Annotated in this window: 8 protein-coding genes; 3 read left to right on the plus strand and 5 right to left on the minus strand. The window is 61.6% G+C overall.

Annotation, left to right across the window (positions count from 1 at the left end; genetic code table 11):
* Nucleotides 1-72: 72 nt before the first annotated feature.
* Both BM70_RS0101070 and BM70_RS0101075 read right to left on the minus strand, forming a co-directional pair.
* Nucleotides 73-1,638, minus strand: coding sequence for a PAS domain-containing methyl-accepting chemotaxis protein (locus BM70_RS0101070; protein WP_025854280.1), 1,566 nt, complete (start codon nucleotides 1,636-1,638; stop codon nucleotides 73-75).
* Between the two features lie 199 nt (nucleotides 1,639-1,837).
* Nucleotides 1,838-2,629 carry a CPBP family intramembrane glutamic endopeptidase gene (locus BM70_RS0101075; protein ID WP_025854281.1) on the minus strand — a complete coding sequence of 264 codons (792 nt, stop codon included), beginning with the start codon at nucleotides 2,627-2,629 and terminating at the stop codon, nucleotides 1,838-1,840.
* A 408-nt stretch (nucleotides 2,630-3,037) separates the two neighbouring features.
* Between BM70_RS0101075 and BM70_RS0101080 the strand changes: the two genes are divergently transcribed.
* Nucleotides 3,038-3,922, plus strand: coding sequence for a DMT family transporter (locus BM70_RS0101080; RefSeq protein WP_025854282.1), 885 nt, complete (start codon nucleotides 3,038-3,040; stop codon nucleotides 3,920-3,922).
* 104 nt (nucleotides 3,923-4,026) lie between these two features.
* Here BM70_RS0101080 and BM70_RS0101085 read toward each other — a convergent pair whose 3' ends face one another.
* Both BM70_RS0101085 and BM70_RS0101090 read right to left on the minus strand, forming a co-directional pair.
* The gene (locus BM70_RS0101085; RefSeq protein ID WP_025854283.1) at nucleotides 4,027-4,923 is read right to left on the minus strand and encodes a DMT family transporter; all 897 of its coding nucleotides are present in this window, start codon (nucleotides 4,921-4,923) and stop codon (nucleotides 4,027-4,029) included.
* A 63-nt stretch (nucleotides 4,924-4,986) separates the two neighbouring features.
* On the minus strand, nucleotides 4,987-6,612 hold the full coding sequence (locus BM70_RS0101090) for a methyl-accepting chemotaxis protein (RefSeq protein ID WP_025854284.1): 1,626 nt from the start codon (nucleotides 6,610-6,612) through the stop codon (nucleotides 4,987-4,989).
* A gap of 386 nt (nucleotides 6,613-6,998) precedes the next feature.
* Between BM70_RS0101090 and aceK the strand changes: the two genes are divergently transcribed.
* Complete coding sequence (aceK, locus tag BM70_RS0101095; protein WP_025854285.1) at nucleotides 6,999-8,717, plus strand: bifunctional isocitrate dehydrogenase kinase/phosphatase; 1,719 nt, start codon at nucleotides 6,999-7,001, stop codon at nucleotides 8,715-8,717.
* 25 nt (nucleotides 8,718-8,742) lie between these two features.
* Here the strand turns inward: aceK and BM70_RS0101100 are convergent, their stop codons facing one another.
* Nucleotides 8,743-9,330: a hypothetical protein gene (locus BM70_RS0101100; RefSeq protein WP_025854286.1), complete on the minus strand. Its 588-nt coding sequence runs from the start codon at nucleotides 9,328-9,330 to the stop codon at nucleotides 8,743-8,745.
* A gap of 585 nt (nucleotides 9,331-9,915) precedes the next feature.
* On the opposite strand from BM70_RS0101100, the gene hrpA reads away from it, so the two are divergent.
* Nucleotides 9,916-13,827 (plus strand): ATP-dependent RNA helicase HrpA, encoded by a 3,912-nt coding sequence (hrpA, locus tag BM70_RS0101105; protein ID WP_025854287.1) that lies wholly within the window; start codon nucleotides 9,916-9,918, stop codon nucleotides 13,825-13,827.
* The last annotated feature ends 29 nt before the right edge of the window (nucleotides 13,828-13,856 follow it).

Here is a 13,856-nt window from a genome sequence, read left to right on the forward strand (position 1 = left end):
CTATCGCCGGCAAGCCGGCTCCTACAGGGGTTGTGTAAACCGTGTAGGAGCCGGCTTGCCGGCGATAGCGGTTTAACGGTTAAAGCGCTCTACCAGCGAATACTGGGTATTCGCCGTATGCGTCAGTTCTTCGCTCAGCTGCGCCGAGTTCAACGCCTGTTCCGAGGTCTGGTCCGCCAACAGCGCAATGGTGCTGATATTACGGCTGATCTCTTCGGCTACCGAGCTTTGCTCTTCGGTCGCGGCGGCGATCTGGGTGGTCATGTCGGTGATATGCGCCACCGCTTCGCTGATGCCCACCAACGCCTGGTCCGCCTCCATCACCCGCGCCACGCCTTCTTCGGCCTGGCGATGCCCGGCGTCCATGGTTTGCACGGCGGCGGCGGCGGTCTGCTGCAGCTTGGCGATCAGGGCATGGATTTGCCCGGTCGATTCAGCGGTGCGTTGCGCCAGTTGACGGACTTCGTCGGCGACGACCGCAAAACCACGGCCCATCTCACCGGCACGCGCCGCTTCGATGGCGGCGTTGAGCGCCAGCAGGTTGGTCTGGTCGGCAATGCCTTTGATCACGTCGACCACGCCGCCGATTTCATCGCTGTCCTTGGCCAGTTGGGTGACGGTCACGCCGGTCTCGCCCACGGCCACCGAGAGACGCTGGATCGCTTCGCGAGTTTCCCCGGCGATATCACGGCCCCGGCCGGTCAGGCGGTTGGCCTCCTGGGTGGCGTCGGCAGTGCGCTGCACGTGGCTGGCCACTTCCTGAGTCGTCGCGGCCATCTGGTTGACGGCGGTGGCCACCTGCTCGGTTTCCACGCGCTGGCGTTCCAGGCCGCTGGAGCTGTTATGCGCCAGGGTATTGGACTGCGCAGCCTGGTCGTTGAGGTGTTCGGCCGTATCCTGCAAGCGCGTGAGGCAGGTTTTCAGGCGGGCTTCCTGGCTGAGGATCGACATCTCCAGACGCGCCTGGGCACCACGGCTGTCGGTGTACATCTGCGCGATCAACGGGTCGGAGGTAGTCTGCTCGGCCAGGCGCAGCAGGCGCTTGAGACCGCGCTGTTGCCAGCTCAGGCCCAGCAGGCCGAGTGGCACCGACAACCCCGCCGCCAGGGCAAAGCCCCAGTGGGAGTTGAGTGACGCACCGATCATGAAGCTCAACTGGCTGACCAGGATAAACGGCAGCCAGTCCTGCAGCACCGGCAGCCACTTGTCGCGCTGGGGGATCGCCGACTTGCCCTGGTTGATGCGTTGGTAGAGCGCTTCGGCACGGCGGATCTGCTCGGAGGTGGGCTTGATGCGCACCGATTCGTAGCCGACCACCTGGTTGCCTTCGAAGACCGGCGTCACATAGGCGTTGACCCAGTAGTGATCACCGCTCTTGCAGCGATTCTTGACAATGCCCATCCATGGCAAGCCTTGTTTGAGCGTGGACCACATGTGCGCGAAGACCGCCGCCGGAACATCCGGGTGACGCACCAGGTTGTGCGGCGCACGCACCAGTTCGTCGCGGGAGAACCCACTGATTTCGACGAAGGCGTCGTTGCAGTAGGTGATCACGCCTTTGGCATCTGTGGTGGAGATCAACCGTTGCTGAGCGGGGAAGGTACGTTCGCGCTGGGTAACGGGTTGGTTATTACGCATGATTGTTCAATCCGCAAGGCTTTCAAGGGGTATCGGCAAGCACGGCGGTTTATTTAACTTAAATTTGCAACAATAGCCGCGCTGTCCGTGTAGGCGTGAGCTTGCTCGCGAAGAACGCAAAGGCACCGCGCTTATTCAGACAGCCCGCGTTTTCGTTGACGATTTTCGCGAACAAGCTCGCTCCTGCAAGGGGCCGGGATCAACCCGCCAGCATCGGGTAGGTAAACAACCCGAAGTGCAGCAGGTTCAGACCAAAGTGCGTGGCCACCGCCGCGCCCAGGCCGCCGAAGCGATAGGCCAGGCCATAGCCCACCCCGGCGATGCTCGCCAGCAGCACCCAGTGCCAGCCCGCGCCGATATGCACCAGGCCGAACAGCAGCGAGGCCAGCAGCAGCGCGAGGTTGTCGCCATAGGGCAGGTGCTTGAAGCGTCGGCTCAAGCCACCCTGGATGTAGCCACGGAACAGGGCTTCTTCCACGAGGGTCACCAGCAGCAGGTTATTGAGTACCCAAAGCCAGGCCTGGTCCGGCCATTTCGGTGCCCAACTGATCACCCCCAGCAACGTGGCGCCACCAAGGGCGGCGATGGCGGTGAGGGCCAGGGCCAGCGCAGTGACGTAGATCGACAGGCGCAGCGAGCGCCGCGCCACGATCCACGGGCAGGCCAGCAAGAGCCAGAAGCCAATCAGCGGTTTGTCCTGGTTCAGGTACATCGAAAACGGCACGGCATCGGCAGTGAAACGCTGCGAGCCAATGCCGCGCCCATTGTAGAAGCCCGGTAGCCAGTGCATCGCCAGGCTCAGTGCCAGCACGATGAACAGACCGTGGCCGACGTAACGCGCCCAAGGGGTACGCTGTTGGCGAACGGCGTACCCGGCGAGCAACAGCAGGGCGACAGACACCCATGCCAGCGCCCCCAGTTGCCCGTAGGCAAGGGCCAGTCCATAGCCGATGGAAAGAAGCACCAGGTACAGCCAGGGCAATGTGATCATGAGATATCCTTGGAAAAAACTGGGCGGCATTATAGCGGTGCGCCCCACAGGGCCCACATGAAAACGCCTCCACCCTGGGTGATTGCAAAACCTATCCACGGCTGGTTATAGTCCGAGCCTCTTCATCCCTTCACACAAGATCAGCCCATGCCAGCTCTCCAGCGCATAGCGGTAGTCGATTCAGCGGTCAACGCTGTGGTCGTGCCGTGCGGGGAAAAGCAGCCTGCGCAGATCAGTCACTACCCCCCACCTGTCAGTAGCACGCCGGTGTACGCAGTCGTATCACCGCCGGGTGTTGGCATTTCGGGCTGATCAGCGAATCGCTGTTCCCGTCTGCCCGCCTGAAAAAAACCTACTGAGTTTCAGCGTCTGCTGAATTGGCTTTTTGCCTGATTACAGGTGGTAACCATGTCTGTTATTTCGAAACAATCCGTGGCCGCGGCGGCCTCGACGGGCCTGTTCGTACTGCTGTGGAGCAGCGGGGCGATCTTCTCCAAATGGGGCCTGGCCCACGCGTCACCCTTTGCGTTTCTGTTGATCCGCTTTGCCATCGCCCTTGCAGGCCTGGTGGTGCTGGTACCGATCCTCAAGCTGAAACTGCCGCGTCCGGGCAAGCCCCTGCTGTATGCGGCGGCGACCGGGCTGGTGTTGTTGGGGGCTTATCAGATTTTCTATCTGCTGGCCCTGGACCTCAACGTCACCCCTGGCGTGATGGCAACGATCATGGGCGTACAGCCGATCCTCACCGTGGTGCTGATGGAACGCCAGCGCTCGCTGCGCCGCTTGTTCGGCCTGGGCCTTGGGTTGGCGGGGCTGATCATGGTGGTCTACCAGGGCATCGGGTTGTCCGGCATGTCCCTGGCGGGCATGCTGTTCGGCCTGCTCGCCCTGGCCAGCATGACCTTCGGTTCGATCATGCAGAAGCGCATCACCGACAACCCCCTGGGCACGCTGCCGGTGCAATACCTGGCGGGGTTGCTGCTGTGCTCGGTGTTTGTGCCGTTCCAGCCGTTCCACGTTGAGCACGGCAGCGGTTTCTACCTGCCGGTGCTGTGGATGGGGTTGGTGGTGTCGTTGCTGGCCACGCTGTTGCTGTACCGCCTGATCGCCCGAGGCAACCTGGTGAATGTCACCAGTCTGTTTTACCTGGTGCCCGCGGTGACGGCAGTGATGGACTACTTCATCTTCGGCAACAAGCTCGCGATGCTGAGCCTGCTGGGGATGGGGTTGATCATCATCGGCCTCATGTTCGTCTTTGTGGTGAGCGGGCTCGCCCCGCGCCGGGCTGCGTAGCAGCCCATAAAAACGCCGCGTTCATTCAGGATGAACGCGGCGGCAGGTTTGGCGCCGCTTCGCGCCGCAGCGCGGGCAAGCCCGCTCACCACAGAAGCAAGCGCCTACAGGGTTTTGACCAATTTCCCCGGGCGCAATACCAGCCACAACGCTCCAGCGATCAACACCCCGCCATACAGATGCGCCATGGACAGCGGCTCATCCAGCAGTAATACACCCCACAACACACCGAATGGTGGAATCATGAAGGTCACGGTCATCGACTTGACCGGCCCGATGGACGACAGCAGCCGGAAGTAAAGAATGTAGGCAAACGCCGTGCACACCAGCCCCAACCCCAGCAACGACCACCACACCTGCCACCCACCCCAACTGGCGGGCGGCTGGCTGATGGCGCTGTAGGCAAAGAACGGCAGCAGGAACAACGTAGCGCCGAGCATGCTGCCCAGGGCGGACAGGCGACTGTCCAAGCCTCCGCGCTGATCCAGCCAGCGCCGCGCCAGGAACCCGGCAAAGCCGTAGCAGGTGGTCGCCAGCAAACAGGCCAGTGCGCCCATCAACAATTCCAGGTCAAACACCACCGGCCCCGCGCGGGTCAGCACGCCCACGCCCAACAGGCCCAGGCACACCCCGGCGACCTTCGACGGCGTCAGGCGTTCGCTGAAGAACAGCCCGCCGATCAGTACGCCCATCAACGGCGTGGTGGCATTGAAAATTGCCGAGTAACCCGCCGGCAGCACTTGGGCGGCCACCGAATACAGGGTCGCCGGGATCCCGGAGTTGATCACCCCCAACAGCAATACCGTCTTGAACTTGCCCTGGAAATCCCAGCTCACCCGCATCATCGCCAGGATCACCAGCAACCCGGCGGCGGCAATCGACACACGGAAAAACGCAGTCGGCACCGTGCCGATCTCCGGCGCGATAATGCGCATGAACAGGAAGCTCGCGCCCCAAATGGCGGCGAGCCCCAGCAGGTAAAAGATGTCGACGGGTCTCACGCAACGCTTCCCTATGGATAAGGCGGCAATCAGTCGGCAAGTGTTACATGAGCCCTCGGATGATTACAGGACAAACCGCGTCACCAGCCCATTCAGGTCTACCGCCAGGCGTGACAGTTCCTGGCTGGCAGCCGAGGTCTGGGTAGCGCCGGCGGCGGTCTGGGTGGACAGGTCGCGGATGTTTACCAGGCTGCGGTCGACATCGCGTGCCACCAACGCCTGTTGCTCGGCGGCGCTGGCGATCACCAGGTTGCGCTGGCTGATCTGCGAGATGGCGGCGGTGATTTTTTCCAGCGCGCTGCCGGCGCTGTTGGCCCGTTGCAGGGTCTGGCCGGCGTGCTCGGCGCTGCTGTTCAGGGCGTCGACGGTGTCTTGGGTGCCGCGCTGGATACCGGTGATCATCTGTTCGATTTCTTCGGTGGAGTCCTGGGTGCGTTGCGCCAGGGAGCGCACTTCATCCGCGACCACCGCAAAGCCGCGACCGGCCTCGCCCGCGCGCGCCGCTTCGATGGCGGCGTTGAGCGCCAGCAGGTTGGTCTGCCCGGCAATGCCGCGGATCACTTCCAGCACCTTGCTGATGTCCTGGGCCTGTACCGCCAGGCCTTCGGCCTTAGTGGAGGCGCCAAGTACTTCGTCGACCAGGTTCTGGATCGAACTGATGGTTTCGCTGATCTGGTAGTGACCGTGCTTGCTGTCCTCGTCGGACGCCTGGGATGCCTCGGCGCTGGACACCGCGTTGCCCGCCACTTCGTCCACGGCCGCGCTCATTTCGGTCACGGCGGTGGCGGCCTGTTCGATCTCGTCGTTCTGCGCCTGCAGGCCTCGGGTGCTTTGTTCCATCACTGAGCTCATTTCTTCGGCCGCCGACGCCAGTTGCTGCGCCGACTCGCTGATGCCACGGATGGTGCCCTGCAACTGCGTCTGCATGGTGGCCAGGGCGGTGAGCAATTGGGCGGGTTCGTCCTTGCCGCTGACGGCGATCGGCTGGCTCAGGTCGCCGCCGGCAATGGTGCGCGCTACGATCAGCGCCTGGCCCAGCGGGGCGGTGATGCTGCGGGTCAGCTGCCAGGCCAGCAGCAACGTGGCGATCAGTGCGAAAACGATGATCAGGCCGACGATCCACTGGGCACTGGCATACATCTGCGCCGCCGAATCCGCTGCGGCCTCGACACCGTGCTGGTTGAACACGATCAGGTCTTCCAGGCTCTGGTTGAGGACCGTGCCCTGAGGGGCGATGCGGCTGGTGAGCAGGTCGATGGCGTCTTGCTGTTGATCCTTGTCCACCAGGGCGATCATTTGGGTGACGAGGGTGAGGTAGGTGGCCACATGGGCTTTCAACTTGGTCAGCAACTCGCGCTCGCCATCACTGCTCAACAAGGTTTCGTGGCGGTCCAGCAGCCCCTGCAGTTCAGTACGCTGACGGGCGAGCAGGGCTTTGCTGGTATCGCGCACCCGCGATTCGTCGGTGGTTGCCAGGCGCAACGCCTCCAAGCGAATGCTGGCCACATAAGCCGCGCTGTCGTGGATGTTCTCGATGCTCGGCATCCACGATTCCTCGATGACCAGCGCGCTTTGCCGCAGCTTGGCCATCTGGCCCAGGCCAAACAGCCCGACAATCACCAGCAAGCTGGCCAAAACCGCAAAACTCAGACTGGCACGCAGACCGATCCTCATGTTCCTCAATGACATCTCAATGCTCCTTGGGCGATTAGAACCTGTTCCCGGATCGGTCTTTTGACCTTGTTAGGGGGGAGGGCGCGCTGTATATCAAAGTGCCATCATTGTGGTAATCAGGGTTTCCCTTAGTTGGATCCAAAGCCTTGCATGAGTGGCCAGGATCAGTGCGGCGCACAGTGGCTCTACTTCACCTGCCAAGCCGCGGCGTAGAAGGTGTTCAGCCAAACCGCAGGGCGACTGATCGGTGCGTTTACTGACCGCATGGTCGAATTAAATAAATTGAAAATAAATGTACGAAATGAACGGATTTGTACAACGCGGCGCAAAAAATGATCCTTCTCCTGCCCTCGTACACTGGCTAAGCTCAGGGCTTCCAGATGCCCGCAGAGGTTTCCCGCATGTCGCAGTCCGCCCTCGCTGTCGCCCAGATGATCCTCGATGGCTTCGACGATTACCGTGAGCACTTCCGTCAGATCACCGATGGCGCCCGCGAGCGTTTTGAAAAGGCCCAGTGGCAACAGGGCCAGGCAGCGTCGGCGGCGCGCATCAACCTCTATGAAGAAAAGGTCAGTGAAGTGACCGCACGCCTGCGTGAGCACTTCGATGGCGCCGCGTTGCTCGACATCGATGTGTGGCCGGTGGTGAAAAGCGCCTACATCGGTCTGATCGACCTGCGCTTCGACGATGAGCTGTCCGAGACCTGGTACAACTCGATCTTCTGCGGTCTGTTCAGCCACGACCTGATCAGCGACGGCTGCATGTTTATCCACACCACCCGGCCCAGCCTGCGCCGGGCACGTGCAGCGCAGACACGCACCTACACACCCGCTGGGAAAATCCCGGACATGCTCGTGCAGATCTTTGCCGACTACCGTTTCAGTGAACCCTACGCCGACCTGGCCGCCGACCTGCGCCGCCTCGAAGCCCAATTGCGGGAAAACCTGCCGGACTGGGTGTGCAAGGATCCGGACCTCAAGGTCGAGCTGTTTTCCTCGGTGCTCTACCGCAATAAAGGCGCGTACCTCGTAGGGCGTATCTACACCCGCGACGAACAATGGCCGCTGGTCATCCCGCTGCTGCACCGCGAAGGGCAGGGCATCCAGATCGATGCGCTGATCACCGACGAAGCCGATGTGTCGATCATCTTCTCGTTCACCCGTTCCTATTTCATGGTCGACGTGCCGGTGCCGGCGGAATTCATCGGCTTTCTCAAGCGCATCCTGCCCGGCAAGCACATTGCCGAGTTGTACACCTCGATCGGTTTCTACAAGCACGGCAAGTCGGAGTTCTACCGCGCCCTGATCAACCACCTGGCGACCACCGACGATCAGTTCATCATGGCCCCCGGCGTGCGTGGCATGGTCATGAGCGTGTTTACCCTGCCGGGCTTCAATACCGTGTTCAAGATCATCAAGGATCGTTTTTCGCCATCGAAAAACGTCAACCGCGCCACGGTGATCGAGAAGTATCGCCTGGTCAAAAGTGTCGACCGCGTCGGGCGCATGGCCGATACCCAGGAGTTCGCCGACTTCCGTTTCCCCCTGGGCAAGTTCGAACCGGAGTGCCTGGCCGAGTTGTTGGAAGTGGCCGCCGGCACCGTCGAAGTGGAAGGCGATACCGTCCTTATCCGCCACTGCTGGACCGAACGGCGCATGACCCCGCTCAACCTCTATCTCGACAACGCCAACGACGCCCAAGTGCGCGAAGCCCTGGAAGACTACGGCCTGGCGATCAAGCAACTGGCGGCGGCCAATATCTTCCCCGGCGATATGCTGCTGAAGAATTTCGGTGTCACCCGCCACGGCCGCGTGGTGTTCTACGACTACGACGAAATCTGCTTTCTTACCGAGGCCAACTTCCGCCATATCCCGGCACCGCGCACCCCCGAGGATGAAATGGCCTCCGAGCCCTGGTACTCCATCGGCCCGCTGGATGTATTCCCCGAGGAATTCCCGCCGTTCCTGTTCGCCGATGCCGGCCAGCGCAGACTGTTCGATGAGTTGCATGGCGAGTTGTACAACGCCGATTATTGGAAGGGATTGCAGGAGGCGATTCGCGCCGGCAAGGTCATTGATGTGTTTCCGTACCGGCGCAAGGAACGCGATCAATTTTCTTGAACTTGATTTACTGAGCGATCGCTATTCAGAAAATACTCAATTGGTTTTTGGTCGACCTGACGCCCATTTTTTCCAAGTGATCCTGTGCGGGTCTCATATGCTCCTTTGTGGGTAGGTAGTGGCCCGAGGTACTGGATAAGTGAGTTTTCCCTGTCATGGTTTGCTTTAAGTAGCCGGCACTGACGATATTGTTCGACTGACCGGGACCGACGCCGATTTCGGCGATGGCGGGGTGGGAAACCATCTTTGGCGCTACATTTTTACTGATGTTGGCGATCGCCATCTGTCCGTCTCCCGTCACGACAAACTTGGTAACCGTATTCGGTGTCTTCGCGACGTTCAGATCTTCTGACTTTTTTACGTTTGTCACGGTCGCCGTGGAGTTTCGGGGGTTTGTAGCCGCTCCCGCCAGATGCAGCTCAGCGTTCAGGTCTCTTGCCTTGGTATTGGGTAGCTTCGGATAGTTCTTGGAGGTGTAGGAAGACCCAGAGGGGTCTGAGGTCCAGGAACTGTTTGCCGAGTAGGATGTAGGTGCAATGTCCTGGTATTTGTTGGCGTAACCATGAAGGTTTTGGGTGGATGCGTTGTAGTAACGGCTGGAGTCAATGGGCATATGAAATCCTCAGATGTTAAAGGTGACATCAATCCGGTTTTTGCGGTTGCGTCACAGGCTGCTTATGAAACCCATTCCTCGTAATGCCTGACTGGTCGTGTGAAAGCTCGAGATTCGATTTGCCGTCAAATTAGTGGGCGGTGTCGAGTAGGTTCGGGAGGATGCGTTGTGCGATGGCTTCTCGGTGTACGCGGGCACGAAATCATATGTGGGTGGTGGTTCCGACGCTGCCGAGCGCGGTTGGGCTCGCATGGATTCCACGTAGCTGGGTAGATTAGGTTGGCTGTTTGTCGAATCGATAGGCATAAAAGCTCCGGTTTCATAAGCGATACAGTGATCTGCCAGAGGTTTCTGGCGGGTTGATTTGATCCTGCGTACCTCACTCAAACCATCGGTTTTTTACTGTGAGATGGTCGGATGAGCGACTTTCTTGTGTAAGAAATATGTTCATTCGGAGTCGCTAAGCGGCCAGTCACTGACTGAGCGTCTCCAGAAATGCCGAAATCTGCGACAATCGCCCCTCGTTTTTCCGTCCGTAGCTATGCAGGCGTGCCCTGCCTCACCCAGAAGACCTTTGCCGCCCTGATGACCGACCAAGCGCCCACTATCGACCAACTGCTCAAAACCCTCGATCACGCCATGCTCGCCGACCGCCATCGCTTGCGCCGGCAGCTGCTTGAGCTGCGCAAGAAGCCCGACGAGGAAAAGCTGGCGCAGTGGGTGGCGCGCATGCAGGCGTCCTGCGCGCAGGTTACGGCGCGTCGCGCCAGCCTGCCGGTGATCCGCTATGACGACAGCCTGCCGATTGCGGCCAAGCGCGATGAGATCAAAGAAGCACTGAGCAAACACCAGGTGCTAATCATTGCCGGTGAGACCGGTTCGGGTAAAACCACCCAGTTGCCGAAGATCTGCCTGGAAATCGGTCGCGGCCAGTTCGGCCTGATCGGCCACACCCAGCCACGCCGGATCGCCGCGCGCAGCGTTGCCAGCCGTGTTGCTGAAGAACTGGCGACGCCGTTGGGCGCGCTGGTCGGCTATCAGGTGCGCTTTGAAGACCAGAGCGATTCCAACACCCTGATCAAGCTGATGACCGACGGTATCCTGCTGGCAGAAACCCAGAACGACCGCTACCTGGAACGCTACGACACGATCATCGTCGACGAAGCCCACGAACGCAGCCTGAACATCGACTTCCTGCTGGGCTACCTGAAAACCCTGCTGCCGCGTCGCCCTGACCTGAAGGTCATCATCACTTCGGCGACCATCGACCTGGAGCGCTTCTCCAAGCATTTTGACGATGCGCCGATTGTCGAGGTGTCGGGTCGTACCTTTCCGGTGGATACCTGGTACCGCCCGCTGACCCTGGAACAGGACGAAGAGGGCAACCGCGTCGAGGACGACCTGACGGTCGACCAGGCAATCCTTGCCGCCCTCGACGAAATCGGCGCTTATGAACGCAGCGAGCGACGCAGCCCGGGCGATGTGCTGGTGTTCTTGCCGGGCGAGCGCGAGATTCGCGACGCCGCCGACCTGCTGCGCAAGGCCCAGCTCAAGCACACTGAAATCCTGCCGCTGTATGCGCGCCTGTCGCCGGCCGAACAGCAGCGCATCTTCCAGTCCCACCCGGGTCGGCGCGTGGTGCTGGCGACCAACGTCGCGGAAACCTCGCTGACCGTGCCGGGCATTCGTTATGTGATCGACAGCGGCACCGCGCGCATCAGCCGCTACAGCTACCGCGCCAAGGTGCAGCGCCTGCCGATCGAGGCGATCTCCCAGGCCAGCGCCAACCAGCGCAAGGGCCGTTGTGGGCGGGTCGAGCCGGGCATCTGCATCCGCTTGTACAGCGAAGAGGATTTTATCGGCCGTCCGGAATTCACCGACCCCGAGATCCTGCGCACCAACCTTGCCGCCGTGATCCTGCAGATGCTGCACCTGCGCCTCGGCGAAATCACCGATTTCCCGTTTATCGAACCGCCGGACGGCAAAGCCATCAGCGACGGCTTCAACCTGCTGCAAGAGCTGTCGGCGGTGGACCGCAACAGCCAGCTCACCCCATTGGGGCGCCAACTGGCGCGCCTGCCGGTGGACCCGCGCATGGGCCGCATGTTGCTTGAAGCCGCCAAGCTCGGCAGCCTGCAGGAAGTGCTGATCGTCGCCAGCGCCATGTCGATCCAGGACCCGCGCGAGCGCCCGCCGGAGCGTCAACAGGCCGCCGACCAGGCCCACGCGCAGTGGAAAGATCCGGACTCGGACTTCGCCGGGCTGGTCAATTTGTGGCGCGGTTTTGAAGAACAGCGCCAGGCGCTCACCGCCAGCCCGCTGCGCAACTGGTGCCGCAAGAACTTCCTCAACTACTTGCGCCTGCGCGAGTGGCGCGACTCCCATCGCCAGTTGAGCCTGATCTGCCGCGATATGCAGCTGACGGTCAACAAAGACCCGGCGGACTTCCCGAAACTGCACAAGGCGGTGTTGTCCGGCCTGCTCAGCCAGATCGGCCAGAAGACCGAAGACGGCGATTACCTCGGCGCGCGCCAGCGACGTTTCTGGATTCACCCGTCCTCGGGCATCGGCAAGAAGCGCCCGCAGTGGCTGATGACCGCCGAACTGGTGGAGACCACCAAGCTCTATGCGCGCATGGTCGCCAAGATCGACGCCGACTGGATCGAGCCGCTGGCCGGTCACCTGATCAAGAAGAACCACTTCGAGCCGCACTGGGAGAAGAAGCGCGGCCAGGTCGTGGCCTTTGAGCAGATCACCCTGTTCGGGCTGATTGTGGTCGGGCGCCGGCCGGTGCATTACGGGCCGATCGACCCGGTGGTGTCCCGCGAGCTGTTTATCCGCGAAGGCCTGGTGCGTGGCGAGATCCAGTCGCGGGCCAAGTGCCTGACGGCCAACCAGCAGTTGCTGGAGCAGCTCGACGAACTGGAAGCCAAGGCGCGCCGTCGCGACATCCTGGCGGATGAAGAAACCCTGTTCGCCTTCTACGATGCGCGCTTGCCGGCGGAGATCCACCAGACCGCGACCTTCGACAGTTGGTACAAGGTCAACAGCCAGAAAAACCCGCAACTGCTGGTCATGCGCGAAGAAGACGTACTGGCCCGCGAAGCCAGTGAAGTCACCGCCGCGCATTATCCGGACACCTTGCACCTGGGCGACCTGGAACTGGCGTTGAGTTACCACTTCGAACCCAACCACCCGCGTGACGGTGTCACCCTGCGCGTGCCGGCGCCGCTGTTGCCGGCCTTGCCGCCCGAGCGCCTGGAGTGGCTGGTGCCGGGCGTGATCGAAGCCAAGTGCATCGCCCTGGTGCGCAACCTGCCCAAGGCGCTGCGCAAGAATTTCGTGCCGGTGCCGGACTTCGTCAAGGCCGCCCTGCAACGGATCGAATTCGGCCAGGGCTCGCTGCCCCAGGCGCTGGGCCGCGAATTGCTGCGCATGACCGGGGCGCGGGTCAGCGACGAAGCCTGGGCCGAAGCCGCGCAGCAGGTCGAAAGCCACCTGAAGATGAACCTGGAAGTGGTCGATGGCCAAGGCAAGTTCCTCGGCGAAGGCCGGGATCTCGCCGAACTGACGGCGCGTTTTGCCGAGGCCAGCCAGGCCGCGCTGGCCGTTCCGCAGACTGCGAAAAGCCAGCAGCCGGTCGAGGCCAAGGTGTTTGCGGCAGTGGCGGAAAAGACGCAACAGAAGATCGCCGGGCTGTCGATGACGGTGTATCCAGCGCTGGTGGAAGACAACGGCACGGTCAAGGAAGGGCGCTTCTCCACCGCCGCCGAGGCGGAATTCCAGCATCGCCGTGCGTTGCAGCGCCTGCTGATGCAGCAACTGGCGGAACCGGCGAAATTCCTGCGCGGCAAATTGCCGGGCCTGACCGAACTGGGGCTGATGTACCGCGAACTGGGGCGCATCGATGCGTTGGTGGAAGACATCCTGCTGGCCAGCCTCGACACCTGCGTACTCGAAGGCGAAGCCAGCCTGCCGCGTGATGGCGCCGGTTTGGCGGCCTTGGCCGAGCGCAAGCGCGGCAGCTGGACCGAGCACGCCGAGCGCCTGGCGCGCCTGACCCTGGACGTGCTGAAACTCTGGCACGGCCTGCAAAAACGCTTCAAAGGCAAGATCGACCTGGCCCAGGCCGTGGCCTTGAATGACATCAAGCAGCAGTTGAGCCACCTGGTGTACCCAGGGTTTGTGCGGGAAACCCCGGCGCAATGGTTCAAGGAGTTGCCGCGTTACCTCAAGGCCATTGAGTTGCGCCTGGAGAAACTGCCAAGCCAGGTGCAAAAGGATCGGGTGTGGAGCGGCGAGCTGGCCGGCTTGTGGACGCAGTATGAGAACCGTCTGAAAAAACACGCCCAGGAAGGCAAGCGCGACCCTCAGCTGGAGCTCTATCGCTGGTGGCTGGAGGAATATCGCGTGTCGTTGTTTGCCCAGCAACTGGGCACTAAAGTGCCGATTTCCGACAAGCGCCTGAGCAAGCAATGGAGCCAGGTCGAGGCGTAGATCCTATGTGGTGAGCGAGCTTGCTCGCG

It is taken from the genome of Pseudomonas sp. CHM02 (assembly GCF_000612585.1).
In the GTDB taxonomy this organism is placed as follows: domain Bacteria; phylum Pseudomonadota; class Gammaproteobacteria; order Pseudomonadales; family Pseudomonadaceae; genus Aquipseudomonas.

Coding starts and splice junctions, on each gene's coding strand:
- BM70_RS0101100 (WP_025854286.1), bottom strand. CDS start 9,330: ATGCCCATTGACTCCAGCCGTTACTACAACGCATCCACCCAAAACCTT.
- hrpA (WP_025854287.1), top strand. CDS start 9,916: ATGACCGACCAAGCGCCCACTATCGACCAACTGCTCAAAACCCTCGAT.
- BM70_RS0101080 (WP_025854282.1), top strand. CDS start 3,038: ATGTCTGTTATTTCGAAACAATCCGTGGCCGCGGCGGCCTCGACGGGC.
- BM70_RS0101070 (WP_025854280.1), bottom strand. CDS start 1,638: ATGCGTAATAACCAACCCGTTACCCAGCGCGAACGTACCTTCCCCGCT.
- aceK (WP_025854285.1), top strand. CDS start 6,999: ATGTCGCAGTCCGCCCTCGCTGTCGCCCAGATGATCCTCGATGGCTTC.
- BM70_RS0101075 (WP_025854281.1), bottom strand. CDS start 2,629: ATGATCACATTGCCCTGGCTGTACCTGGTGCTTCTTTCCATCGGCTAT.
- BM70_RS0101090 (WP_025854284.1), bottom strand. CDS start 6,612: ATGTCATTGAGGAACATGAGGATCGGTCTGCGTGCCAGTCTGAGTTTT.